Annotated in this window: 21 protein-coding genes and 2 pseudogenes; 5 read left to right on the plus strand and 18 right to left on the minus strand. The window is 45.1% G+C overall.

Features of this window, described 5'->3' with window-relative positions; all coding sequences use genetic code 11:
- Window positions 1–11 precede the first annotated feature (11 nt).
- The 4 genes from P4S59_RS06180 to cls all read right to left on the minus strand — a co-directional run bounded on the left by P4S59_RS06180 (window position 12) and on the right by cls (window position 4,939).
- Window positions 12–872: a lipase secretion chaperone gene (locus P4S59_RS06180; protein WP_337168096.1), complete on the minus strand. Its 861-nt coding sequence runs from the start codon at window positions 870–872 to the stop codon at window positions 12–14.
- A gap of 12 nt (window positions 873–884) precedes the next feature.
- Entirely contained in the window at window positions 885–1,814 is a 930-nt protein-coding gene (locus P4S59_RS06185; protein WP_005393281.1) for an esterase/lipase family protein, read from the minus strand.
- A 221-nt stretch (window positions 1,815–2,035) separates the two neighbouring features.
- Window positions 2,036–3,244, minus strand: coding sequence for a cystathionine beta-lyase (locus P4S59_RS06190; RefSeq protein ID WP_085343097.1), 1,209 nt, complete (start codon window positions 3,242–3,244; stop codon window positions 2,036–2,038).
- 240 nt (window positions 3,245–3,484) lie between these two features.
- The gene (gene cls / locus P4S59_RS06195) at window positions 3,485–4,939 is read right to left on the minus strand and encodes a cardiolipin synthase (RefSeq protein WP_337168097.1); all 1,455 of its coding nucleotides are present in this window, start codon (window positions 4,937–4,939) and stop codon (window positions 3,485–3,487) included.
- A 370-nt stretch (window positions 4,940–5,309) separates the two neighbouring features.
- Here cls and P4S59_RS06200 point away from each other — a divergent pair.
- The 3 genes and pseudogenes from P4S59_RS06200 to P4S59_RS06210 all read left to right on the plus strand — a co-directional run bounded on the left by P4S59_RS06200 (window position 5,310) and on the right by P4S59_RS06210 (window position 8,477).
- A pseudogene (locus tag P4S59_RS06200) lies at window positions 5,310–6,739 on the plus strand (sodium-dependent transporter).
- An 81-nt stretch (window positions 6,740–6,820) separates the two neighbouring features.
- Window positions 6,821–7,513: a TIGR01621 family pseudouridine synthase gene (locus P4S59_RS06205; protein WP_104974250.1), complete on the plus strand. Its 693-nt coding sequence runs from the start codon at window positions 6,821–6,823 to the stop codon at window positions 7,511–7,513.
- A 31-nt stretch (window positions 7,514–7,544) separates the two neighbouring features.
- Window positions 7,545–8,477 carry a class I SAM-dependent methyltransferase gene (locus P4S59_RS06210; RefSeq protein ID WP_337168098.1) on the plus strand — a complete coding sequence of 311 codons (933 nt, stop codon included), beginning with the start codon at window positions 7,545–7,547 and terminating at the stop codon, window positions 8,475–8,477.
- A 92-nt stretch (window positions 8,478–8,569) separates the two neighbouring features.
- Here the strand turns inward: P4S59_RS06210 and P4S59_RS06215 are convergent, their stop codons facing one another.
- The 9 genes and pseudogenes from P4S59_RS06215 to P4S59_RS06255 all read right to left on the minus strand — a co-directional run bounded on the left by P4S59_RS06215 (window position 8,570) and on the right by P4S59_RS06255 (window position 18,897).
- Window positions 8,570–9,625, minus strand: a complete 1,056-nt coding sequence (locus tag P4S59_RS06215) for a hybrid-cluster NAD(P)-dependent oxidoreductase (RefSeq protein WP_337168099.1) — start codon at window positions 9,623–9,625, stop codon at window positions 8,570–8,572.
- An 81-nt stretch (window positions 9,626–9,706) separates the two neighbouring features.
- The gene (gene hcp / locus P4S59_RS06220; RefSeq protein ID WP_337168100.1) at window positions 9,707–11,368 is read right to left on the minus strand and encodes a hydroxylamine reductase; all 1,662 of its coding nucleotides are present in this window, start codon (window positions 11,366–11,368) and stop codon (window positions 9,707–9,709) included.
- 174 nt (window positions 11,369–11,542) lie between these two features.
- Window positions 11,543–13,071: pseudogene (gene norR / locus P4S59_RS06225) on the minus strand (nitric oxide reductase transcriptional regulator NorR).
- A gap of 212 nt (window positions 13,072–13,283) precedes the next feature.
- Window positions 13,284–13,763, minus strand: coding sequence for a glycine zipper 2TM domain-containing protein (locus P4S59_RS06230; protein WP_005393265.1), 480 nt, complete (start codon window positions 13,761–13,763; stop codon window positions 13,284–13,286).
- A 124-nt stretch (window positions 13,764–13,887) separates the two neighbouring features.
- Window positions 13,888–14,499: a CDP-alcohol phosphatidyltransferase family protein gene (locus P4S59_RS06235; RefSeq protein ID WP_337168101.1), complete on the minus strand. Its 612-nt coding sequence runs from the start codon at window positions 14,497–14,499 to the stop codon at window positions 13,888–13,890.
- On the minus strand, window positions 14,492–15,139 hold the full coding sequence (locus P4S59_RS06240) for an ATP-binding cassette domain-containing protein (RefSeq protein ID WP_337168102.1): 648 nt from the start codon (window positions 15,137–15,139) through the stop codon (window positions 14,492–14,494). The genes P4S59_RS06235 and P4S59_RS06240 overlap by 8 nt, the downstream gene beginning before the upstream one ends.
- The gene (locus tag P4S59_RS06245; protein WP_337168103.1) at window positions 15,105–16,814 is read right to left on the minus strand and encodes an ABC transporter permease; all 1,710 of its coding nucleotides are present in this window, start codon (window positions 16,812–16,814) and stop codon (window positions 15,105–15,107) included. The genes P4S59_RS06240 and P4S59_RS06245 overlap by 35 nt, the downstream gene beginning before the upstream one ends.
- 9 nt (window positions 16,815–16,823) lie before the next feature.
- Complete coding sequence (locus P4S59_RS06250; RefSeq protein ID WP_337168104.1) at window positions 16,824–17,984, minus strand: ABC transporter substrate-binding protein; 1,161 nt, start codon at window positions 17,982–17,984, stop codon at window positions 16,824–16,826.
- Window positions 17,985–18,450: 466 nt separating this feature from the next.
- Entirely contained in the window at window positions 18,451–18,897 is a 447-nt protein-coding gene (locus P4S59_RS06255; protein ID WP_005393252.1) for an META domain-containing protein, read from the minus strand.
- Window positions 18,898–19,107: 210 nt separating this feature from the next.
- Here P4S59_RS06255 and P4S59_RS06260 point away from each other — a divergent pair, with 210 nt between their 5' ends.
- The gene (locus tag P4S59_RS06260) at window positions 19,108–19,356 is read left to right on the plus strand and encodes a DUF1289 domain-containing protein (protein WP_048626242.1); all 249 of its coding nucleotides are present in this window, start codon (window positions 19,108–19,110) and stop codon (window positions 19,354–19,356) included.
- 98 nt (window positions 19,357–19,454) lie between these two features.
- Here P4S59_RS06260 and P4S59_RS06265 read toward each other — a convergent pair whose 3' ends face one another.
- Both P4S59_RS06265 and ushA read right to left on the minus strand, forming a co-directional pair.
- Window positions 19,455–19,676, minus strand: coding sequence for a hypothetical protein (locus P4S59_RS06265; RefSeq protein ID WP_005393249.1), 222 nt, complete (start codon window positions 19,674–19,676; stop codon window positions 19,455–19,457).
- 414 nt (window positions 19,677–20,090) lie between these two features.
- Window positions 20,091–21,779, minus strand: coding sequence for a bifunctional UDP-sugar hydrolase/5'-nucleotidase UshA (ushA, locus tag P4S59_RS06270; RefSeq protein ID WP_237311822.1), 1,689 nt, complete (start codon window positions 21,777–21,779; stop codon window positions 20,091–20,093).
- A gap of 749 nt (window positions 21,780–22,528) precedes the next feature.
- On the opposite strand from ushA, the gene P4S59_RS06275 reads away from it, so the two are divergent.
- Window positions 22,529–23,044, plus strand: coding sequence for a GNAT family N-acetyltransferase (locus P4S59_RS06275; RefSeq protein ID WP_139059487.1), 516 nt, complete (start codon window positions 22,529–22,531; stop codon window positions 23,042–23,044).
- Between the two features lie 147 nt (window positions 23,045–23,191).
- Here the strand turns inward: P4S59_RS06275 and rplY are convergent, their stop codons facing one another.
- The 3 genes from rplY to P4S59_RS06290 all read right to left on the minus strand — a co-directional run bounded on the left by rplY (window position 23,192) and on the right by P4S59_RS06290 (window position 25,753).
- On the minus strand, window positions 23,192–23,470 hold the full coding sequence (rplY, locus tag P4S59_RS06280) for a 50S ribosomal protein L25 (RefSeq protein WP_005393245.1): 279 nt from the start codon (window positions 23,468–23,470) through the stop codon (window positions 23,192–23,194).
- 284 nt (window positions 23,471–23,754) lie between these two features.
- Window positions 23,755–25,104: an ATP-binding protein gene (locus P4S59_RS06285; protein WP_031780334.1), complete on the minus strand. Its 1,350-nt coding sequence runs from the start codon at window positions 25,102–25,104 to the stop codon at window positions 23,755–23,757.
- The gene (locus P4S59_RS06290) at window positions 25,094–25,753 is read right to left on the minus strand and encodes a response regulator transcription factor (RefSeq protein WP_005378073.1); all 660 of its coding nucleotides are present in this window, start codon (window positions 25,751–25,753) and stop codon (window positions 25,094–25,096) included. The genes P4S59_RS06285 and P4S59_RS06290 overlap by 11 nt, the downstream gene beginning before the upstream one ends.
- Window positions 25,754–25,768 lie beyond the last annotated feature (15 nt).

The following is a 25,768-nucleotide window of genomic DNA, read 5'->3' on the forward strand; positions in this document are numbered from 1 at the left end:
TGTTTATATCGTTAATTCTGGCTATCATGGATACGTTCCAAAGCTTCGATTCGACGCCATTGAGCTGCATCGAAGCTTTGTTTTCTTAAAGCAATGATTTCTGCCTGTTTTTCATCTTGCCCTAGAGAATCCCTATTCAGAATATCTTGACGCTGTTTTAAGTAAGTGGCGAGTTGAGTCTCAAATGATGCTCTTTGCTCATCAAGCTTTTGCAGCCTTTGCGCTCCAGCGTCTCCCACCAGTGCAACACGGGCGATGTACTTATCTTGTGAATCAAGCTGAGAAGCTTGCTCGAGTTGCTCCGCTAATGCGTTATTGCGTTCACTTTCTCGGATATAATCTGGTTGTTCTGATAGCGCTTGATTGAGAAGGTGTGTTTGACTCTCGATATCCGATGCCTGTTTTTTAATCGTCAGCTTTTCCAATGCAAGTTGGCGAAGTCGGTTTTCTTCGTCAAACAATTGAGCTATCTGGACCTCGCTAAAGTATTGAAGCTGTAAGTTCAGTATTGCTTCATTCAGCATGGTTAACTGTTCAAGCGTTAGGTGGTTGTGCTCAAAAGGCTCTAATGCAGAGAGTGCTTGCTTGTAGGAAAGGTAGGTCTGAAAAAGTTGAGCATCAATATTCAGTGTTTGCTTTGCTAAAGTGTCATCATTGACTTCCGCTTTGATCGTATCGAGATCTTCTTCGCCCAGCCGGCTAAGAGAATATTCGAAGAAGTCTTTTGGGGAAGAGACATCCGCGGCTATATCTTGCTGAGATGGCGAATGGTTAGAGGCTATCTCTTGTTGTTTGTCGCTTTGCAACAGAGAAAGCGCTCCCACGCCAAATATCGAGAGCAGGATAAAAGTGGTGAGAGCGACTTTCTTCATTGTGATGACCTCTTATAAACCTTGAAGTTTGAGACGATTTGCATGTTGGCGATAAAGCGTGACTGGATCGGTTTCAAAAAGATGATGAATACCGAGTAGGCCGTTAATTTCATCCAAATGGTTCATTTGATAATCATCACGTATGACTTTGCCTAAATGTGTGCTGCACGCACCAACTAATCCATCATTTGGCCCATCAAAGGCTAAGCCAAGTACCATCATGGCAGCGTCAGTCGGATCGAAAACGTTTGTAAAAGTGGATGATCCGGTCCATGAGTAGTAATAAACGCCATTTGAAGCTAGCAAGTCGCCATTACCACATTCGCTAGTAGGCACTCCCTCTGGGTAGTGCTGGTTAAACGCTAATGATCCTTCCGTGGTCAAGGCTGCTAATGAGGCCAAAGGGTCTTGGTCGAGATCAGAACCGCCTGATAGAAGATTAATAAGAGTGGTTAAGCCTTGCGCCAGTTTTACCGCGAGCTGCTCGCTACCAGAACCCTCAGATACGGTGCCACGAACTAAATCTGCCACTTTAGACCCTTTATTAACGCCACCGATACTCGTAACTGATGCGACTAGGTCAGGACGGACAGAGGCGACGTAGCGCGTTGTTGGACCACCATGACTGTGACCGATGAGATTGACTTTCTCTGCGCCTGTTGCAGCAAGTAAGGTTTCTACTTGAGCAAGCAGCTGCTCCCCTCGAACTTCGCTGCTGTTGGTCGCGGATACCTGCGCTACATAAACTTTAGCGCCGTCTTTCGTTAAGGAATGTGGTATTCCGAAAAAGTAATCTACGCCTGCGAGGGTATCAAAACCAAATAATCCATGAACCAGAACAATCGGATACTTGGTTTGGGTATAACCCGTTGCGGCGTGTACGGTGGTTATTGGGACGGTAATTAAGGTAAAAAGCATTAGCGCTATGAATTTGAGTTTCAAAACTATCTCCTTGTGGTATGACCTCTTATGAATGATAAAAAGTAGGAGAGAAACTCTAAATTTGGAAAGTCTATTTGTGGCACATTATTTCATTCTGTGACTGCTCAATTGAAAAACAACACAAATGATTAACATTAACGAATAGCTGGTGAGAATGTTAGATAATTTTAATTAAGTCAGCGAGTTATAAAAACGCCCCGCGAAGCAGGGCGATTCAATTACTATTTTAGAGAGACTTCTTTTTCTAAAATTAACGCGTTATAGCGTGCAAAACCAGCCTCTAGATCGGCGATCAAGTCATCCACGTCTTCTAAGCCAATATGAATTCGAACTAAAGTGCCCTCAAAGTGTGGGTGCGCTACGGTTCTCAAGCTGTTAAAGCTCTTTGGTTCGTTAGCAAGAATGAGGCTTTCATACCCGCCCCAAGAATAACCCATACTGAAGTGTTTCATACCGTCAAGCAGAGCAGTCGTCGCTTTTGGATAAGACGTTTTGAGAACAAATGAAAACAAGCCGTTTCCACCAGTGAAGTCACGTTTGAAAAACTCATGGCCAGGGCACGATTCCAATGCTGGGTGGCGGACATGATCAACTTCCGGACGAGAAGCTAGCCACTTCGCGACTTTCAAGCTACTTTCTGCGTGTTGTCTTAGGCGAACATCCAGCGTGCGAATACCACGAAGGCCTAGGTATGCGTCGTCAGGAGAAACGCACTGACCCATCAAGTAGCTTTGTTCGCGCAGTTGGGGCCAGTATTTTTCGGAAGCTACGGCTGTACCTAACATTACATCAGAGTGACCAACTATGTATTTGGTGGCGGCTTGAATGGAAATATCGACACCATGTTCAAATGGTGAGAAGTTCACGCCAGCTCCCCATGTGTTATCAAGCATCACAATAATATCGTGCTCGTGAGCAATGCGCGCCAATGTTGGTACATCCTGCACCTCCATTGTGACTGACCCCGGAGATTCTAGGAAAAGGACTTTGGTATTTGGTTGAATCAAATCACGAATACCTTCGCCGATCATCGGATCATAATAGGTAGTTTCGATGCCCATTTTCTTCATGATGGTATTACAAAAATCACGAGTTGGTTCGTAACAAGTGTCCACCATCAGAATGTGATCGCCAGTTTCGACGAAAGAGAGAATCGCATTTGAAATTGCTGCCGTGCCACAAGGGTAGAGAGCACAACCTGATCCACCTTCAATCTCAACCATTGCATCTTGAAAAGCGAAGTGCGTGTTGGTGCCACGGCGACCATAAAATAATGTTTTATTGGTGCGGTTCATGGTGGCTTGGTTCTTCTCTGCAACCGTGTTGAATACCACGGTTGAAGCGCGTTGAACGGGTGGGTTTACAACACCGTTTGTCCACTTTTTATCGCGGCCAGCGGTAATGAGCTTGGTTTTTTTGCCCTCTGACATAAAAGTTCCCTGTCTTAAATATTACGATTTTGATTATTTAAAACATGGACGACATAACGTTTGCAAGGGAAAAGTCAACTATCACCCAATAATAGCCGAGATTATCGAGTGAAGGCGTCAAAGCTGAAAGGTTGAGTTGTAGTCTTAGAGTGTATCGCTAAGGTGGAAAACGTAAGTAGAACAAACCTCCAGCAAGATGTTTGAAGCGCTGGAGGTTTTTTAGTCGGTGTATTTGAGGTATTAGAGGAGTGGATTGAAGAGATAGAACACTCGCTCTAAGAATCGAGAAAATAGGCTTCTTTTCTCCCATTCTTCCAATACAACAGTGTGAGATTGCTTAATATAGCTATCTTGTAACCAAGACATTTGCTTGGTGAACTCTTCGTCATCAACAGCGAGGGTCACTTCGAAGTTCAGCCACAAGCTGCGCATATCCATGTTTACGGTGCCAACTAAACAGAATTGGTCGTCAATTACGACAGATTTTGTATGCAGCAAACCACCATAAAACTCATAAATCTTGACCCCTGCACACAAAAGCTCACTATAAAACGCGCGTGACGCCCATTGCACCATCATCGAGTCATTTTTATGTGGAATAATGAGTTCAACATCAATGCCTCGTTGTGCTGTCATCTTTAACGTTTCAAGTAAGTCTGCATTGGGCACGAAATATGGCGTTGTAATTCGTACCGAGCGATTGGCTTGGTTGATTGCCAATGTTAATACTTGATAGATCAGATATTCCGGCATACCAGGGCCAGAAGGCACAACCTGAATAGGGTGTTGGAATTCACTCTCATCGATCTTGCATTCAGGTAGTCTCGGTAAATGACGTTCGCCAGTTTCGACTTCCCAATCCCAACAGTGGATAGCACTCAATACGTTTACCGTTGGTCCCGTAATGCGAACCATGATGTCCACCCAATGCCCGACGCCACTGTTTTGTTTGAAGTAAGCCGGGTCAACCAAGTTCATTGAACCTGTATAAGCAATTTCATCATCAATTACGATGATCTTGCGATGCTGGCGAAGATCAAGACGACGTAAGAAAATACGCCACATCTTCACTTCTAGCGCTTGAATAACTTCAATTCCAGCATCCTGCATCATTCGATACCAAGGACTTCTGAAAAAACGTGGACTACCTGCTGAATCGAGCAATAGTTTGACATCTACGCCGCGTTTAGCCGCTTGGATAAGTGCAGAAGCGATAGAGTCAGCCAAACCACCTGGATGCCAAATGTAGAATACCATTCGAATACTGCTCTGCGCGTTTTCGATGTCTTCAATAATGGAATGCAAAATCTCATTAGGTGACTGTTGCAGCGACAATGTATTACCGCTCAATGCGGGAAGACCAAGGCGGTTGTTACAAAGTTCATCAATTCGGTAGATGTGCCTTCCCATCGTTTCTGGGTTGTGCGCGTTACAGTCGTTCAACTGACTGAACCACTTCTCGAATGGTGTAAACATCTCTTTCGCACGTTCGGCCCGTTTTCTGCCTAAGTTCAGTTCACCGAAGAGGAAATAACACGCGACACCCAGAACGGGAAGGATATAAATGATCATTAGCCAAGCTAAAGACACGCTCACTGCACGGCGCTTTAAAACGACACGAATGGTCACACCTGCGACCAGTAACCAATATAGCCCGATGCCAGCTAAAGTAAGAAAGTGATAAAACTTGTCCATATACGCTCAGAGTAATATGCCCTTCTAGGATATTAAGCATAAAAGTGGGTTGGGGGAATAGATTTCCCATTTAGACGTGGGATTGACCTTATATGAGGAACGAATTTCATAACAGCTGATTCTGTTATTTTAATGTGAAAAATAAGGCCATTCTTTAACTTTTGAACAAAAAAGCAGCATTTAACCTGCGTAACTCGACACTTGTGCGATAAATGTACTTTTTTGGGGTTCCAATTTTAAAGGGGAGCTGCTTTACTTTCTAGACATAGTGCGTCGAACGCTTATTTTATAAGTGTACAATAATTTTTACATAAACTTTTTAGACGCCTATCTCTATGCATACACAACAAACTAATTTTGGAGAAAAAGCGTGGCTACAACTAATACAGCAGCACCACGTGATACGTGGGGTCTAAACTAGGCTTCGTAATGGCAGCAGCGGGTTCCGCTGTCGGTTTAGGCAATATATGGAAATTCCCTTACACAGCGGGTGAGAGTGGCGGCGGTGCATTCGTTGCTATCTACCTTATCTTTGTTATTTTTATCGGCTTTAGCGTGATGCTGACAGAGTTCGCTATTGGTCGTAAGACAGGTCTTTCTGCCGTAGGTGCATTCAAAACAACTGACCGACGCTGGACGTTCACTGGCGTTATGGGAGTCTTCAGTGGTCTTTTGATCATGGGCTTCTACCCAGTGGTTGGTGGTTGGGCATTGGCCTACATCTTTAAAGTGGGCGGTGGTCTACTCAGCGCGCCAGAAGCAATTGGCGACAGCTTTGGCGGTTTCATCTCAGATCCGATTCAACCTTTAATGTGGATGGGTGTTTACCTGTTCCTTAACGTCATGATTGTGATGAAAGGGATTTCGGGTGGTATTGAGAAAGCCGGTAAGGTTCTGATGCCGCTTCTGTTCTTAATCCTAATCGTTGTTTCTGTTAAAGGCTTGATGCTGCCAGGTGCAATGGCTGGCCTTGAGTTCTTATTCATGCCGGACTTTTCTAAAGTCGACAGCAACGTGGTTCTTGCTGCACTAGGGCAGGCGTTCTTCTCACTTAGCTTAGGTATGGGTTGTATGATGACGTACGGTTCTTACCTGAAGAAGAAAGAGAACCTAGTTCAAACAACCGGCATGGTTACAGCGATGGATACTGGTGTCGCGATTCTTGCTGGTGTTGCTATGTTCCCAGCTATGTTTGCCTTTGGCATGGAGCCTGCGGCAGGCCCTGGTCTTGTATTCGTTGTCGTTCCTCAACTATTTGCTGAAATGGGCGGTGTGATTGGGTTGCTATTCGCGTTGCTATTTTTCATCGGCTTGACGGTGGCGGCATTAACTTCTTCAGTATCACTATTGGAAGTTGTCGTGTCTTACCTAATCGATGAGAAAGGCATGAAGCGCTCTAACGCTGTTCTGTCTGCAAGTGCAGTTATGGCGGCATTATGTATTTTTGCGTCACTATCGTTAGGTGGAATGGGACCAACGCTGTTTGGTACAGGTGCCTTTGATATCTTCGACTTGCTAACGGACAAAATCTTCTTAGCGGTTGGTGGTATGTTGGTTTGTATCTTTGCAGGATGGCGCCTAAGCCGTGCTGAGCTAGAAAAAGAGATCACTAATGACGGCGAAGTATCTTTCCCGCTATTTGGATTGTGGTACAACTTAGTTAAATACCTGATTCCTGTTGCGATTGCTATTGTTGCCTTCATGGGGATTAAGTCTGGCTTTGACAGTGGCAAAGGTGAAATCATGCTGCTGGGTATCGCAATCATTGGTCTTGCTGGTATTTTCTCTAGAAAGCTCTAGCTCAGGCCTTGGGGCAAGCCTCGATAGCTTTGTCCGATAACTTATGTATACTGCTGGCTCCAAACGTGGAGCCAGTTTTTTATGTTCGATATTCTACATACCCATCCCGATTTTCTGATCATCAATAAGCATCCCAACGTCTCTGTTCATAAAGACGATGGCGACACAATGCTGCTGCAAGAAGTGGCTAAGCAGAGTGGTGATGAGCAGCTCTATCTTATCCATCGCTTGGATAAAATGACATCGGGTATTCTGCTCCTCGGACGCAACGCCAAAGCGGCCAGTGCGTTATCGCAAGCCTTCGCTGACCGCCAAGTGGAAAAGTTCTATCTGGCGATTGGCTCTAAAAAGCCGAAAAAGAAACAAGGTTTGGTCGTTGGTGATATGGAGCGTTCGCGCCGTTCATCATGGAAGTTGGTCAACAGCAAAAATAACCCAGCCGTCACCCAGTTTTTCTCTCTTGCGGCAGAGCCCGGAGAGCGCCTATTTTTATGTAAGCCACACACTGGTAAAACGCATCAAATCCGCGTGGCATTAAAATCGGTTGGCTCAGGTATTGTTGGTGACCCGATTTACAATGCAGGCAATGAGGCTGATCGCGGTTATCTGCATGCATTTTCACTTTGCTTCCAATACCGAGATGAGCAATATCGCTTTGTTTGCGACCCACGAGAACACAAAATGCTTGGTAAAAAATGGCACAGTGAGACCGTCTCTCAGGGTTTGGATACTTGGCTTTCCCCTTGGGAACTTAACTGGCCTACGATCAAATAACCGTCACAAAGAAAACTAATAAGAGAACTCGATGCAAGCATCACAACTTCCGCTGTTCTTTCAGCATCTAGAAACCGAGCTCGCGCAAGCTCCTAACGAAATTCGTCGACTGTTTCATGGTCGTGGCCGTCGTTTTGAGGGCCTAGAGCAAATCACCTGTGATTGGTTACAAGGTCAGTTGATTATCAACTTGTTTAAAGAAGTCGACGACGCGTTTCTCGCTGAGCTGAAAAGCGGCCTCAATGTGTTGGCACAATCACAACTGTGGGCAGACAAGCAAGGTCGCACTATGGTTCTTCAGCACCGTTATGCCGATGGTGCGCCTTCAGAAGTGCTTGTCGGTGAATTAGACGCTCGCCCTGTCGTTGAAGAAAGCGGTTTGAAATACCAATTGGATATTGGCCGCAACCAAAACTTCGGTCTGTTTTTGGACATGCGCTACGGTCGTGATTGGGTACGGGAAAATGCGAAGCATAAAAACGTGCTTAACTTGTTTGCTTACACGTGTGGCTTTTCTGTCGCTGCCATTGCGGGGGGCGCAGATAAAGTGGTTAACGTCGACATGGCAAAAGCGTCGCTGTCTAAAGGTCGTGAGAACCACAAGCTAAATGGTCATAACATCAACCAGGTAAGCTTTATGGGGCACGATATCTTTAAATCGTGGGGTAAGATTAAAAAATCTGGTCAGTATGACTTGATTATCATCGATCCGCCTTCATTCCAGAAAGGCAGCTTTGCGCTGACGAAAGATTACAAAAAGATTCTACGTCGACTGCCGGATTTGTTGGCAGACGGCGGTCAAGTGGTGGCATGTGTGAACTCGCCATCTGTGACAAGCGACTTCTTGATTGAAAGCATGAAAGAAGAAGCGCCAGAGTTGACATACCGTGAGCGTCTGGATAACCCACCAGAGTTTATGGACGTAGACAGCGAAGCTGCATTGAAAGTGTTGTTATTCAGCTAAAAACTCTCTGTCGCAATAGAAGAAAAATTAAACAAAAAGCGCCGCGAAACATCTAAACAGACGTATCGCGGCGCTTTTTTGTATTTGGAAAACTAACCAAGCTGCACTTCAAGATCCGCTTCGATGGTTGATGAGCAGGCGAGCACATAGCCTTGTTCAATTTCTTCTGGCGTTAGTGTTTCTAGGCTGGTGGAAGAGACGTTGCCTTGACGAACCTTGCATTTGCACGAGCCACAAATGCCGCTACGACAAGCGACGATTAATGGTAAACCTGCGCCTTCAAGCACATCGGCCAGTACCTGACCTTTTTGCGCATCGATGGTTTGAGCAAAGTCAGGAACAGAAACACGAACAACTTCATCGGAGACCGATGTTTCTGCGCCAGTCGCAGGCGTAAAACTCTCTTGGTAGAAGTTCGTCATGTCAAAACCAAGGTCATTCAAATAGCCGTGAACATCTTGCATGAACTGACTTGGACCACACAGGTAAACGGTGCGTTGCTTGAAATCAGGAACAAGCTCTTTAAGCCAGTTGGCATTCAAACGACCTTGTGGGTGTGACGTTCCTTCGCGGTTTTTAAGCAACAGCTTTAAATGGAAGTTGGGATACACAGCGTCGAACGTTTCTAGCTGATCGTAGTAAATCGTCTCTTCTGGGCTGCGTGCGATATGAAGAAATGCGATGTCCACATCGTTGTCGTTTTCATCTTGATTACTCAGCCAGTGCTTTGCCATCGAAAATACGGGCGTGACGCCGCAACCTGCACTGATAAGCAAGGCTTTTGTTTCGCCATCACGTAAAACGGGTGGATGGTCAATGCAGTTAAATTCGCCCGCTGGTGGTAATGCTTGAACGGTATCACCAAGCAGCAGCGAGTCAACGATGTAGTTCGATACTTTACCGCCAGATACTCGTTTGATGGTGAGTTGAAGGTGATCGTCTTCATTGATCGAGCTGATTGAATAGGCACGAAACTCCATTTTTCCATCAATTTCGACGCCCAAGTTAATAAACTGGCCAGGCTTAAACTGAAACAGAAGTGATTCGGTTAGTTCGGCCAATTTGATGCTGACTGTGTCGTGTGTTTCGAAGTATTTGTCGATGCAACGGAGCGTGACGGGTTGGTTACCTTGCCATTCAAAAAACATAACAATCTCTTTGGTTGTGGCTATTTTTAGTTCGAAATAGAGAGCGCCTCCACGTAAGGAGGCGCGTAACAAGCAGGTTTATTAAGCTGCTAGGATGGCTTTTAGATCATCCTGAACATTGCCAATACTGCGCATATCGAACTTCTCTTGGATGATGGCGATTAGGTTTGGCGTTAGGAATGCCGGTGCAGTAGGGCCTGTGTAAATGCCTTTCACGCCCAATGCAAATAGCGTTAGCAAGATAACGATCGCTTTTTGCTCGAACCAAGAAAGCACAAGCGTGAGTGGTAGCTCATTGATGTCACAGTCAAACTCTTTCGCCAGTGCAAGTGCAAGCTGGATTGCTGAGTAAGCATCGTTACATTGGCCCACATCCAATAGGCGAGGGATGCCGTTGATATCGCCGAACGTATTCTTGTTGAAGCGGAACTTACCACACGCCAAGGTCAGGATTAGCGTGTCTTCTGGCGCTTCAGCCGTAAAATCGGTGTAGTAACTGCGTTCCGCTTTATCACCATCACAACCGCCGACTAGGAAGAAGTGTTTGATGTTGCCTTGCTTCACTTGGTCGATAACCGCAGGGGCGGCGTTCATCAGTGCATTGCGACCAAAACCAACCGTGATGTGGTGTTCGATTTCATCGTGTTGGAAACCGTCTTGCGCTAGCGCACATTCAATCACTTGGCTAAAGTCATTGCCTTCGATGTGAGCCACTCCAGGCCAGCCAACAATACTGCGGGTGAATAGACGGTCTGCGTATTGACCCACATTTGGATTCAACAAACAGTTTGACGTCATTACGATTGCACCAGGGAAGTTGGCGAATTCTTTCTGCTGGTTTTGCCATGCGCTGCCGTAGTTACCGACAAGATGAGAGTATTTCTTCAGCTCAGGGTAGCCGTGTGCAGGCAGCATTTCACCGTTGGTGTAAACGTTAATGCCTTTGCCTTCAGTCTGTTGCAGGATTTTTTCTAGGTCGTGCAAATCATGGCCAGAAACAAGAATACACTTGCCTTTTACTGGCTTGACGTTCACCGTAGTTGGTTCTGGATGACCGAAGGTCGTTGTTTCACCTTGGTCGAGCATTTCCATCACTTTATAGTTCATCAGGCCAATGCGCATTGAGCAATCAAGTAGTTCACCGAGATCTTCAGGATCAGTACCTAACCACGCCATGATTTCATGGTATTCGGCATAGATATCGTTGTTGGTTTGCTCAAGAACACGTGCGTGCTCCATGTACGCGGCTGCACCTTTAAGTCCGTATAGGCAAAGTAGGCGTAGGCCAATAACATCTTCATGCAGTTGGTCTTTACCACGGTTAACCGCGACTTGAGGAGCAAATGCCAGGATTGCTTCTGCACTGTTTGGCAGCTCAAAGTGAGCAACCGCAGGAATGTCAGCGACTTCGGTATCGGCAAGCGTTGCTGCCGACATCACTTGCTCTTTTAGCAATGCTTTATACGTTGCAGCTTGAGAAGTTAACTCCAGGGTACGTTCAGGGTCGAAGTTAACGTTCGTCAATGTAGAGAAAAATGCCTTGGGTGCCCATTGGTTGATTTCATCGTTAATGATATTGAATTCAAGTGCTTTTGATGCCCAAAAAGAAACCCCTTGCAGTGTGTAAACCAACACGTCTTGTAGGTCTGATACTTCAGAAGTTTTGCCACACATGCCTTGTGCAAAAGAACAACCTTTAACAGCAGGGGTTTGAATTGTCTGTTCACATTGAATACAGAACATATTGGGTTCTCCAGTGATTGTTTTAATAGTCGTGATGTTGACCACTAGAGAGCAGAATGCGTGCCAATTGTTATCTTATTGATTTATATTTAATTTTATCGTTTTTAGATGAGTGGTTGATGTAATTAAGACAACGCAGTTGATGTCTTAATTACATCGACTTCTTGTGGTTAGTTATTTATTGATCCCGAGCTTTTTACCCATCCGATATAAGTTCCCGCGATCCATTTGTAAAAACTCCGCTGCTTTTGCCCAAACGCCACCAGTTTGGCTCAAAGCATGTTCAATTAAATCACGCTGATAGCTTTCTATTAGCTCTCGCATTGGTTGGCTTTCTTTAGGCAGATAATGCGATGTGTTTTTTACATCATCGATAGCCAATGAGGTGTCGAAATGGTTAAGCATGATCGTGCTTGCGCCTTGTTGAATGGCGTGTAAAGCCGCGCGAGTTAAAGTGTGTTCGAGCTCGCGCACGTTTCCGTACCAAGGTAAAGGCTCCAGTTGAGTCAACACCTTAGGATGAACGTGCAGATTGGGTGCATTGAATTGTTGGCGTACTTTTTCCAACAAATATCCTGCTAAAACAGGAATATCACCGTCACGGGCACGCAGTGGGGGACTTGGATTGGGAACACGTTCAAACGGTGGAAAAGGTCTGCTCGAAACGTGCCAGCTTCGACCTCTTTTTCTAATTGTCGATTGGTCGCGGCGATGATGCGCACATTGACCATCAAATGCTGATCGCTACCTACTCGTTGTAGCTCGCCTTGCTGAATTACGCGCAGCAATTTTGCCTGTAAAATCAAAGGCAGTTCGCCCACTTCATCGAGGAAGATAGTTCCGCCGTCTGCCAGTTCAAACTTACCGGCGCGGTGGCTATTGGCTCCAGTGAATGCGCCTTTGACATGACCAAACAGTTCACTCTCTGCCAACCCTTCAGGCAGGGCTGCACAGTTTACGTAGATCATCGGCTTATCGCTACGATGAGATTGCGCGTGCACCGAGTGCGCGACCAGTTCTTTACCAGTACCGGTCTCTCCTGTGATAAGTACCGCGTAATCCGATTGAGCAACGGTCGCAATGTTGTTTCGTAACTGGTTGATCTGCTGGCTCAAGCCTACCATTTCGCCATGTTGGGAACGGGCTTGTTGGATAAGGGTTTGAGTGACGCTTTTCTGCTTTTGGTTTTGTGCTTTGAGCGCTTTTAATTGAGCAATGTTACGCAATGTCGCAGCGGTCAAAGCCGCCAAGGTTTCGATAGCGACAGGGTCAATGTCATCAAACGCGCCCACCGTTAGGGCATCCATCGTTAGTGCGCCAACAAGTTGGCCTTCCACATACAAGCTAAAGCCCATGCAATCGTGTACATCAATGCACTGGTCTTCGGTTAATAGTGTGCCGTCAAAAGGATCAGGCAGTGAACAATCGGCATCGAAACGCACCGGTTCACGGCTATGAATAATGGCATCTAAGCGTGGATGTGCTTTGGGGAAATAGCGACGACCTAAGACCGAGCTGGATAAGCCTTTTACCGCGACAGGAGTCAGAAACCCATCCTCATCGAAGATAAACAGGCAGCTCGCATCACATGGGAATACTTGCGCGACCCCATCAATGAGGTTTTGATATTGCTGCTCGTGAGAGCGATTAGAGCTGAGGTTTAGCGCGATATTAAGGAGTACGTGGTCAACAGTCGGTGTCATAACAAGCCCAAAGTTATCTGGAATGGGCTCATGCTAGCAATTTGATGTCATTTGAACATCGAAAGGTGTGGGAGATTGATGTTCCATTGACGACGATCAAACTTGATACAAATAGAATCGCGCAAGCCGATGAGTAAGCAACGTACGCTTGCGCGGATTAAGCTCTTTGAACCAAAACAGCAGACCAATGGAAAGGAGTAACCGTGTTCAAATTAGCGAGGAACAACCCTTGCTTCATTGCCAGACATGTTGATTTGAACGGCTTGGCCTGGCTGAAAAATCATGTTTGGGTTTGCTTCTTGAACGACAGAGATTATTTTTCCATCCTCTAAGCGAATAGTAAGATTCACACCATTTCGTTTCGCGGTTGCTTCAGCGGCTTTACTGCCGGCATAACCACCCAGCAGACCCCCACCAATGGCTGCGATATCCGAGCCAGAGCCGCCCCCGACTTTTGAGCCTAATATACCACCCACGGCGGCACCAGCGATTGTGCCTATGGCGTTGGATTGGGTAGAGGCATCAATGGTTACTGGTTCAACTTTTTCTATCGTTCCGTAGTAAACCTGCTGAACTTTGCGCGTGTCTGAAGAGCCGTATGCATCTCCGTACGGGTTAGGTGAGGTACAGCCGCTAAGCATAACAATACAAGACATGATGAGCAGCATACCTAGCTTGACGTATTTTTTCATATAGCCTCCGAATGATTTCTCTCCATCCAAAGAGTATATACCCCAATTTAATGTGTGCTTTAGTGTTTTATAAAACAGTGACTTAGCGGCTGTTCTCTCAAGAAAACGTGAACTTCTAAGTGGTTTAATGGCCTTTAAGCGTATGAAACCCAGAGTAAATACGTGTGAATGTGGTAAACCAACATGCTGCACCAAAGATATAAGCAATGACGGCAAAGTGTTGCGGTAGCAAACAAAATAGCACCAAACAACCAATGGTTTCAGTGCCTTCGGTTAAGCCGCTCATGTAGTAGAGAGATTTGTGTTTATATACCGGATTATCGATGCCTTGTTTTCCTGCCATGATGGCAAAAGCCAAAAAGCTACTCCCAGTGCCGACGAAGGAAAAAATCAAAAATGCCCCTGCAATGGCATTTTGTTCTGGGGTTGCCAACACAAAACCAAAAGGAATCAAGGAATAGAACAGAAAATCCAAGCTGATATCGAGAAAGCCTCCGGCATCGGTAATGCCTTGAATCCTCGCCAGTGCGCCGTCTAATCCATCACAGATTCTGTTCAGCAAAATAAACAGCAACGCCAACAAGTACTGTTCGGCGATCAAAGCCGGTAGGGCAAAGCAGCCAAGCACAAAGCCAAATACTGTCGTTTGATTTGCGGTGATGCCACATTTGTTGAGGTATGTCGCACTGAGTGCCAGCGGTTTGCGGATGAGCTTTATACTCAGGCTATCAAGCATGGTTTGTCTCCCATGGCCAGTTTAGGCAGCGGCTGCCATCAGGAATATCATCCTCATCGTGCGTTACCATCAAAGTAGGGATGTTCGCTTGCTGTAATTGTTCGACTACCCAATTGCGAAATTGTACACGCAGGTCTTTATCCAACTTGCTATAGGGTTCATCAAGTAGCGCAACTTTCGGCTTTGCCAGCAGCATACGAGTCAATGAGATACGGGCGCGTTGTCCTCCGGAGATTTGATCTGGGAAGGATTCGGCAAGTTTGGTCAATGCAATGTTCTTCAGTGCTTGCATGGCGTGTGCTTTACGCTCCTCACCTTTGATTGAGTTTGGTAGCGCGAATGCAAGATTCTCCCACACCGTTAAGTGAGGGAAGAGCAAATCTTCTTGGAACAGAATACCAACCTGACGCTTATGTGCAGGGAGGGCATCCAACTGTTCGTTATCAAGCGTAATGGAGCCAGAGTATTTGAACTCGGCGGAGAGGTGTCCAGCAATGGCATCCAACAAAGTGGATTTACCACAACCGCTTGGTCCCATCAGAGTAACAATTTCACCTTTCTCTACAGTCATGTTGAACGCTGAGAAAAGCGTGTCGCCATTGGTTTTACGGATGGCGAGGTTTTCGAGACAAAGACTCATTCAGTAGTAAACCTTTTATAGACAAGCGGCGATACTTCACGTGTAAGCGGCTTAGTAGTATCGCAAAAGAGAAGAACAAGAATGGCAGCAGAGCTTGCCAAATGGCGTAAATCGCGGTGACACGTCGGTCAAAACCACTGGATAGCGCAACGGCTTCGGTTGTGATGGTGCTAATGCGCCCAGCACCTAGCACCAGTGTCGGTAGGTATTGCGCCAGACTTACGCTAATACCGACCGCCCATGCGAATGCAATCGCAGGTAGGAGGATTGGCAGTTTCACTTTTAACCAAGCTTGCATCGGTGATTTACCCAAGCTGAGTGCGACGCGAGTTAAGCCGTTATCGAAGCTGCGCCACGGCCCGTCTAGCGAGAGGTAAATAAATGGGAATGAGAAGAACACATGCGCCCAGCATACCCAAAAGAAATACGCGTTACTGTTTAAGTACAGCGTCACTACTTGCATACCGAATAGCACGGATAGCTGAGGAATCAGCATTGGGATGGCGATGATGTAACCGGGCACCTGCCAGCGATAACGAAGGCGATACTCATGTGCGATCAAGGCAAGAGCTAGAGCGACGGTCGCGCTGATAACGGCAATCAGCATGCTCTGTTCCAGCGTGCCAAGAATGCTGTGCCATTCGTATTCCCAAAAACGCAGGCTATAGCGGCTCGGTAGTAAATCTGGAAAGCGCCAGCGTTGAGCAAAGCTCCATACCACCATGAGTGGAATCATTAGAAGTGCGAGTAGCGCAATCAGTGAAAACAGGGTCTTACCGGGTAAACGAAACCCGTTTCGACCAGAGTACTGCCAGCGTTTGAAGCCTTTGGTGATACACCATTCTATCAAGCGTGCAAATCCAATCAAAAGGCTAGCGATCGCAAACAACACTACCGCGCCTGCGGCAGCTCTTGGTAGTATCGATAAATCAGGGTCGTTAAACCACTGCCACACTAAAACCGCAAACGTTGGTGGGTTGGTAGGGCCAATAATCAATGCAACATCGACAACCGACAAGCTGTAAGCCAATACCGCCAGCATTGGAAAGCGCAGTTTTGCTATCCACTGTGGGAACACGCATTTCCACCACGCTTGCGCCGAACTGTAGCCCATCGAATGACTGACTTTTTCAATCTTATCGACTTTCAATTGCTGAAGAATTGGAATACTCATCAACAATAAAAACGGCACTTCTTTAATCGCAAGCATGATGATCAAACCGAGTGCATGCGGATCTTTAATCAGCAATGCTAAGTCATTCACCGTTTGCGCATTGGGATCGTAACCAAACAGTTGGTTGAGAACCCTAACGCCCATACCAGTTGGGGCAAACAAGAACGCAAAGCCAATCGCAAACGCTACGTGCGGCATGGCAAGAAGTGGCGAGAGGCTTACTTCAATTTTTCGCCAAAACTTGCTGCCCCACGATGCTTGCAAAATCGCAAATGTGATCAAGCAAGCCAAGTAGCTACTGAAAATGGCAGAGTAGAAAGTAAGCCCGATGGATGTCCAAACACCCTCCCAATCAAAAACAGCGTTAAAGCCATCTAAAGAAAAGTGGTGCAAGCCGATAGGAGGCACATAACCGAGCGCAGAGACCACCACTCCGAGTAGTCCCGGAATGGTAGGCAAAATACAAACTGCGATAATGACTAAATATAGCGCTCTTAACATGGGCTCTTATTAATTTCCGTAGCGTTTCAACCATTCTTTTTCTAAGGCAGATTGCCAGCTTGGATGCGGCTCAGCGATAGATTTGAATTGTTGAGTATTTTTAGCCGAACCGGTTAGGTATTGGCTGCTTAGCACTGAAGGATCGCCCCAGATGTTAAGGTTACCTTTGCGAGATTGTGCTTCAGGGCTCAATAAAAAGTTTATCGCAACTTGCGCACCGGCACTGGCATTTGCGTTCCAAGGAATCGCTAAGAAGTGAATGTTTGAGAGTGCACCTGCGTCCATCGCATACGCTTTGGTGCTTTCTGCAAGATTACCGCTCGACTGCGCAGAGAAAACCGCGTTCGGGTTAAAGGTAATTGCCAGGTCAGTCTGACCATCATCCAGTAGTTGAAGGGTTTCTGCTGTACCGCCTGGAAACTGTTTACCACCGCGCCAAGCGACTTTATGGAACTCATCTAGGTAAGCCCATAGCGGTTGAGTAACTTGTTCAAACGTGTCATCGGTAACTGGTTGTTGCAGAGCAGGGGCGTTGTTAGACAGTTCAATGAGTAATGCTTTAATAAAGCTTGTGCCATGAAACTCTGGTGGGCGAGGGTAAGTTAGGCGATTTGGAAACGCCTTTGCGTAACTCAGCATTTCAGCAAATGATCGAGGAGGGTTATGCAGGGTTTGCTCATCATGGATAAACACTAATTGCCCCGCACCCCAAGGTGCTTCCAAACCTTCAGTCGGCTCTGAAAAATCCACATCAATTGGCAATGATTTATCGACGTATTGCCAGCTTGGCAAACCTTCAACAAAAGGACCAAACAGCAATTGGTTATCCTTCATTGATTTGAAGTTTTCGCCATTGATCCAAACCATATCAACACTGCCACCGCTGTTTTTACCTGCGGCTTTTTCTGCGATAAGTCGAGTGGTGGTCTCAGAAATATCGGTGACTTTAACGTGGTTTAGCGTCACGTTATAACGCGATTTTAGCTCTCTACTCGCCCACTGGATGTAGCGATTAATTTCTTGGCTTCCGCCCCAAGCATGAAAGTAGACGGATTGTCCGTCGGCTTGTTGTTCGATTTTTTGCCATTCACTAGCAACCGATGAGTTGGCAAAAGAAGATGTCGCGAAAGTGGTGGCTAAAATGCCAACGGTACTGAGTAGCTTTTTCATATCTATTCCGTGTTATGTCTTTTTATTCTCGTTTCCGGCGTTATTGACGTCTAAACAAGTCGCTCCGCTTTGTTACAAGGATAGTAATCCATCTCTCTCTATTATCAATGCCAATCCCAAACGGAATCACTCATTGATTCAAAGAATTATTCTCAATGTGAAGCAAAACGAAGAAAGGACAATTCTGGTGTCGTTTTAGGTATACAAGAGCGGACCGCTTGTTTGACGATATTCTTTCAAGTAATTGAAAATTATTGTCCTCAAGCAACTTCGATATGTTGATTTGGAAGACTGAACCCGCGTCGTAGACGTGGCGTTGAGGGCGTAAAGAGGGAAAGAGGTTGTCGTTGTAAACGATTTTGCTAACCGAAACGTGCGAAACAGACATCCTGCCTGCTTTGATATGGATTAGGAGGCATAAAAAAAGCAGCCATTTTATGGCTGCTCTTAGAATATGAAATGGGACTTAGTTTACCCAATCACGCAACTGAAACGTTAGTTCGTGATCGTCATTTTTAAGCATTAGCCCTTCTTTGGTTAGCGTTATATCACTCCATTCAGTAAGAGTTTCAGACATTGCTTGCTCAATTTTCATTTGGTCATCCATACACATCTTCATGGTCATTCCCATTTTTTCGATGCGTAGTTGATTGTTTTTTAGTTCAGCTTGACCAAAGAAGTTGTTACACCCCGCGTTACCATTTGCAGTCAGATTTTCTCCGATTTCTAAGCGAGGCGCTTGCTGACGTTCTTTTAATTCGATGTTTTTACCATCAATCTGAACCAGCTCCCAATTATGGTGCTGTAAATCTTGAGCCGTAATTTCTTTCACATTGTCACCGTTGCTAGCACATGCAGTCATAAGAACAGGAAGAGAGATTGCTGTAACTAACGTTTTTAGGCTAAGCTTCATTTTATAGACTCCGTTTTTAGAAAACGTGGTAAGTATAGGTAATAAAACACTGTTTTTGTCAGCATAAGGTAATAGTTTCGTATTACTGTGACAGAGTCCAGTTTATATACTCAAACGGCTTCAAGGTGCAAGATGTATAGCACTGTTGGGAGCGTATATTGAAGTCGTTATAATATCATTACAGCACAGCGAGCAAAAAACGGTTAGAGCATGGAGCAACTAGAGTTTTTTACCGTCCCAAACCCTTGCGTTGGTATTTGTAGTGTGGACGAAAAAGGGTATTGCAAAGGATGTATGCGTAAAAGAGAAGAGCGATTTAACTGGCTCACTTATACGCCTGCTCAACAGTTGCATGTAATTAAGCTATGCCGTCAGCGCTATAGAAGAAAGGTATTGGCAGGGAAGGGGAAGGCAGAAGAGTCTCAAGAAGAATTATCACCACAGCAAAATCTCTTTTAAATTTCGAATTATCCCGGCTCGGCAATAATCAATGATGAGCCGGGACTGTATTAGCTCTTACTATGCGGTGCGTGTAAGGCAAACTCGTTAAATTAGCGCTACTTCATTGACCAACGGTCACTGACCCATCCCCCAGCATGTTCGTCAAAGTGGCTTCCTGAAAATCGATGATTGAATTCAACATCTAATTTACTTGTCGGGCGTTCATCCATCAGCTGATGAATGTATCTCGCCATAGGATCCGTGCAAGCTTCGCGCTCTCTACGGGTAACCACTTCTTTGATCATTTGAAGTCTGTAGCTATTGCTGGCTCGTTTCATTTTTGACCTCCTGAACTCGATGGCAGCAGTTTGAACATATTGACGTCCAGATCGCTGCTCATTGGTGAACGCTTGGCGGCGAATCACCTTCGTTTTAGGTCAAAAAGACAAATTGTTTGAGAGCAGTGTTTGTAACGCCATTCACATCTTTCCTAGAATCATCCACTAAGCTACGAAACTTCATAGCGAAAAGTCAGTTGATGAATCTGTATTTTCGAAAGACCTTATCAAACATAGAAGCCCAGCACATGGGCGTCAACAACACAAATGAATAATTTTTGAACACTTTATGAAGGGCGATAATTTTCAGCACTTTAACGAAAATAAAAAAACCGAAGCGTCACGCTTCGGTTTTTAGGGAGGCTCTGACGGAACAACTTCTAAAAGCTCTTCACGTCAGAGTGTAAGGTGTTTTTAGCTATTAGTTGCTGGGCAACCTTTCACAGCTTGACCGTTACTGAAGTACTTGATGTTTTCTAAGTTCTTGTTGTAGCTATCCGCAGAGATCTGTGGGTTATTTACGAAGAACTCACGTAAAACGTATGCATCGGTTAGCTGGGTAGATTGAACATCGATGATTGGATAGTTATCGCCACCAGCAGCACTGAAGCTGATTACAGAGAATGTGTACGTTGCGTCTAGATCGAAGCCTTTATCGTTAATGTCGGTAATGGTTACTGAGCCAGCATCACAATCTACATCTAAAGTGATGTTATCTAGTTGAGCGTAAGCACCAGAGCCTGCAGATTTCGTTGCTACGACATCAAGGTACTCTTTTACTTCTTGACCAGTCATTGTCGCTTTAGTCACGAAGTTACCGAACGGCTGGACTGTAAGTACGTCACGGTAAGTGATGTCACCATCTTGGATTGAATCACGCACACCGCCAGAGTTCATCACACCAAAGTCAGCATCTACCGTTTTGTAAGTACGGTATGCCTCGCCTAGTAGGTGACCTAGATTAGTTTGCTGAGAGCGAACTACGTTACGATCACCTTCTAACTTACCCGTCGTATTAGAAATCTTCTCATCTAATAACTCTTGACCTTGCTGTTGGTATGGCAGTAGTAACGCTTTTACCGTCGCATCTTGTTGAATGCGTTCACCGATCACTTCATCGTTGTCGTCCAAAAGGTTTACAGGAATCAGTGCGTAATTCGCTAAGTGAAGCTTGCCGTCGTAATATTCGAAGTCCGCACGACCCACATATTTACCCCACTCATGCGCTTGCATAATCCAAGTGCCTTTTTGTTGGTCTGGCGCGCAATCATCACCAGGTTTGAAATCAGCATACTCATTGGTACCTGGCTCCATACACACTGGGTTTTGTGAGTGACCACCGATGATAGCGTCTAGTTGTCCCTCTTCAAGAGAGCGAGCGAGCTTCACGTCCCCTGGTGCTTCACTACCATTATTACCATCTTGGTAGTGACCCATGTGCGTCGTTGCAAATACTAGATCTACTTTTTCGTTTTCTTCGATTTCCTTAAGTACTTTTTTGATTTCAACTTGAGGGTCTTCGAAGTGGATGTTTGATACGTTGTCTGGATTGACTAGCTTCGCCGTGTCCTGGGTGGTTAGACCAATTACAGCGATCTTAAGGCCGTTGATAGTAAATACTTTGTAAGGGTCGAAGTAACGCTCATTGGTATCTTTCTTATAGATATTCGCAGCCAGCATAGGGAAGTCAGCTAGCTCAGCTTGCATATCGAGAATATCTAGTGAGTTATCAAACTCGTGGTTACCGACAGCCATTGCATCGTAACCAAGTAGGTTCATCCCTACGAAGTCTGGAACCGCATCTTGCATGTCTGATTCTGGTACGCCGGTATTAATATCACCGCCAGACAGCAGAATGGTTTCACCGCCTTTTGCTTCGACTTCTGCGCGAATAGATTCGATTAAAGTGTGACGCGCAGCCATGCCATATTCGCCGTCGCTGTTATGCCAAAAGCGACCGTGGTTATCGTTAGTGTGGAGAACGGTGAACTTAGTACAAGAATCTGCAGTCTCGCAGGTTACTGGAGAATTATCGCTGTCTGAGCCGCATCCTGCTAGCGCAGCGCCCACTGCCATTACCAAAAGAGATTTGGAAAACTTCATAAGGGATCCTTTCTTTGTGATTTTGTTATTGTTACGGCGTGAAATATACGGAATTAATGTGAAACTTTAGTGATCTATCTCTTATTTATACTTCTATCGGAGAAATGAATTAATAAGCCTGCAAACTACGTCTCCAATTAAACAGAAATAGTTTTTAGTATATTGAAATTAGAGGGAGGGGGTTATTTTGTGAAGTGGCCAATTGAATGAATGTGGTTTGTGTGAATCAATGCGCATTTTTGCGAAGTATAGCGCTGATTTTGGTGATTATTTTGCCAAGTTCATGTTTTTCTTAGCAGCTATGACACAAATCGTTATAAATTTTCGCTCTGATGATGAGGGAAATGTTTTGTATATAAAATGATCACTGTAAAACCCAAACTCGTTTGATCTTGGCTTACTCTGTTTAATACAACCAGAAAGGGTATTTCTCTCTGTACTATAATTGCGACCGTTTAGAAATCTTATGCCTTAGATATCGTTTATTTATTCTTATTCGATACCTTACCGTGTTTATCTCGCTTTCGATACCCGGATGTTAAAACAAATAGATTCAATCTAATGAGCGAAAGTGAAACGTAAATAACGAGGCGTTTTCTTCGGATATTACGATGTGCACTATCATTGAATTAATGAAAATGAAATGGAGTAATGTAAAGCGTTGCATCTGTGGCTGCTCGCTTTGAGCTTCGATTTAAAGAGTAGGGTTGAAAGAATTTGTAAGTGGTGAATTTTAAGAAAGGATAGTAATGAGATACACAGTAAGGAACGCAGTCAGAGAGGAAGCAACTCAAATCGCCAAGATACATGTTGATTCGTGGCAGGTAGCATACAAAGGGTTAATGCCACAGAGCTACATCGATCAGTTTACGATTGAGCGCCGAGAAAGGATGTGGACGCGAGTCATGACTGAGCAACTGGCCCAATTGATCGTCGTTGAGAGACAAGGGGAAATCGTCGGCTTTTTAAGTTACGAACTACCTAACCACACCTGTGAAGATAAAACGGCGTGGGTAACATGTTGCTATGTCTCTCCTTTGCATTATGGGCAAGGTGCAGGGAGTGCATTGTTAGATGAACTAGAAACGCGTCTACTCTCTACGCCCGTTATGCAGATAAGCCTGAAAGCACTGGATACCAATAAACAGGGGCTTAACTTTTACAAGAAGTGTGGTTTTGTACGTACTGGAGAGGAAGAGACGGAAATCATAGACCGTATGACGCTGACGGATCTCACTTTAGTGAAGTACATTGCCCGTTCGTAAATCAATTGTTATATGCCACATATAGTAAAACCCCGGAGGTGGTAAGACTCCGGGGTTTTGAAATTTTTTAGATGTCTCGGTTGGTAAGTCCGATTATCTTTAATGCAAAAGGTTTGGATTTAATCCGATTAATTCCTTGGTAGGGAATTAGATACGGATGAAGTCCATGTGTTCAACTTTTGGCTTGAACGCGTGACGTTGAACGTCTTGTGGCTTAACTTTAACTTCTTTGCCATCGATAACTAGAACTAGGCCTTCGTAGAATTCAGGCTTGTCCATTTGGTTTACGATGTCGTCGTGGTTAAGAACGATAGCTACTGCTGCTTCTTCACCGCCGTATACAACTGCAGGGAATTTGCCAGCGTGACGTAGGCGGCGGCTCGCACCTTTACCTAGTTCAGTACGTACTACTGCTTCGAATTTCATAGTATTTACTCTCAAATTAGTAAAAATCAAATGTTCACAATCAACAATGCGACCTTGTTGTTCGTGGTAAAGCTTGAAACAGGAACTGTTCAAGCGAGCGCGGATACTATCATTCCACTTATAAATGGGCAACCCAAATCGTATCCAAATCAACAAAAAGGTATGATTTGGCTAGGTGTAAGGCTATCCCTTTTAACGCCTTGCTTGGATTTTGTTCACATCGGCTTCATTTTCATCGGTTTACTAATCATGGTCCGAAGAACAAAGTTTATGCGTTATATGCTTTATGTTCGGCTGAGATGCAAGACTAAAGATGCTTTTAAGCCACCTAAAGCGCTCGCTTCCAGTGTTAATTGACCTCGGTAACTGTGTGCCATTTCACTGACTATATTTAGACCAAGACCTGACCCAGGGGTTGCTTCATCCAATCTAACACCTCTCTTGATTACTTGACTCAGTTTCTCTTTAGGGATACCTGGTCCGTCATCTTCAATGATGATGTGTATATTGTCTTTATCCTGAGAGGAGTGCACACGAATCATGTTGTTGGCCCACTTATAGGCATTTTCAAGCAAGTTACCCAGCATTTCGTCGAGATCGGTCTGCTCTACCGCTACATTCAGCTCTGAATCAAGTTCATTAATTAAGGAGATATCTCGGCTCGCATACACTTTATCAAACGCCATTGAGATAGCATCCACACGCTCTGCTGGGTTCGATTTCACTGATAAAATATTCATAGACCCCGCCATGCGGGCACGGCCCAGATGGTAATCGATATGATCTTGTATTTGATTGATCGGAGTACGCAGGCGGGATTGCGTATCAGGTTCTAACGTCTGCACTTCATTTTTTAGGACAGAAAGTGGGGTTTTTAGCGCGTGTGAAAGATTGCCTGCATGATTCCTAGCTCGTTCTAACAATTCCTGATAATGGAAAAGCAGAGCGTTGAGGTCGAAGATAAGAGGAGAAATCTCTTTCGGATAGGTTTCTTCTAGACTCTTTTTGTTACCAGACTTCAGCTCGGCCAACTCTTTTTGTAACTTTGTAAGTGGACTCAATGACCATGCAATTTGCAGCAAAATGACGGCAAGAACCCCTGCGAATAATAAGCCTAAAATAAGCCAGAGTTGCCCGATTAGCGTTTGCAGGGTGCTTTTGATAGGCTCTTCGTCAATACCAATAATGATATGGATAGGCCCATCGTAATCTGGTAAGTACAGAGCTTTTTCTATGGTAATCAGCCTTTCGCCTCTCGCGCCGTAAGCATCGTTATCCAGACCTTTGTATTCGATTTTTTTGTCCCACAAAGAACGAGAACGCTCGAGACTCGTCTCAGTGGAGGCACTCCAATATAAACCACTGTAAGGTCGGTTAAATCGAGGATCTGAGAGCAGAGCAGCGAGTGAGAGGTGCCCAGTCTCATCGACTTCTAACTGAGCGGCGATTTCATCCATAAAAATGCTCAGCTGTGAGCGAGTGTCGTCAACCATATAGTTGTACACTTGGGTCGGTATCGTCACACCAGCTGCGAGGATCATTGCCGTCAACCAAACGATCGCCGCTAAAACGAGGCGACTTTTGATACTCAGTCGTTTTATTGCGTTCAACGGTAGCCTGTTCTTATTCGGCATTTAATTGGTATCCCAACCCTCGGACAGTTTTGATGATCTTTGGCGCGATTTTTTTGCGAATTCGGCCGATAAAAACTTCGATTGTGTTGGAGTCACGATCAAAGTCTTGTTTGTAAATGTGCTCGACGAGTTCGGTGCGAGAAATTACTTTTTCTGGGTTATGCATAAAGTAAGCGACCACTTTATACTCCAGTGCCGTTAAGCTTACTGCTTGCCCTTGCCACATTACTTTAGAAGTGCGCGTATCTAAGCTCAAGTCGCCAATTTGCATCACAGGAGAGGCGTTACCTGATGCTCTTCGTAGTTGTGCGCGAATACGAGCGATAAGCTCAACCATTTCAAACGGCTTAGTTAGGTAATCGTCTGCACCTGCGTTTAGACCTTCAACTCTCTGCGTTAGGGTATCGCGAGCACTCAGGATAACGACAGGGGTATTGATGTTTTCATCACGAATGCCTTTTAGCACGGTGAGGCCATCCAATTTCGGCAGTCCTAGATCAAGAACAATAGCGTCCCATTCTTCCGATGTCGCGCGATACAGAGCGTCTATGCCATCTTGAGATAATTCTGGTACCCAGCCGGTACTTTCTAATGTTTCGATGATTTGCTCGCCTAAACGAGGGTCATCTTCAACGACAAGTATTTTCATATTGGTGATTCTTAT

The organism is Vibrio sp. M60_M70, assembly GCF_037162085.1.
Lineage (GTDB): Bacteria > Pseudomonadota > Gammaproteobacteria > Enterobacterales > Vibrionaceae > Vibrio > Vibrio diabolicus.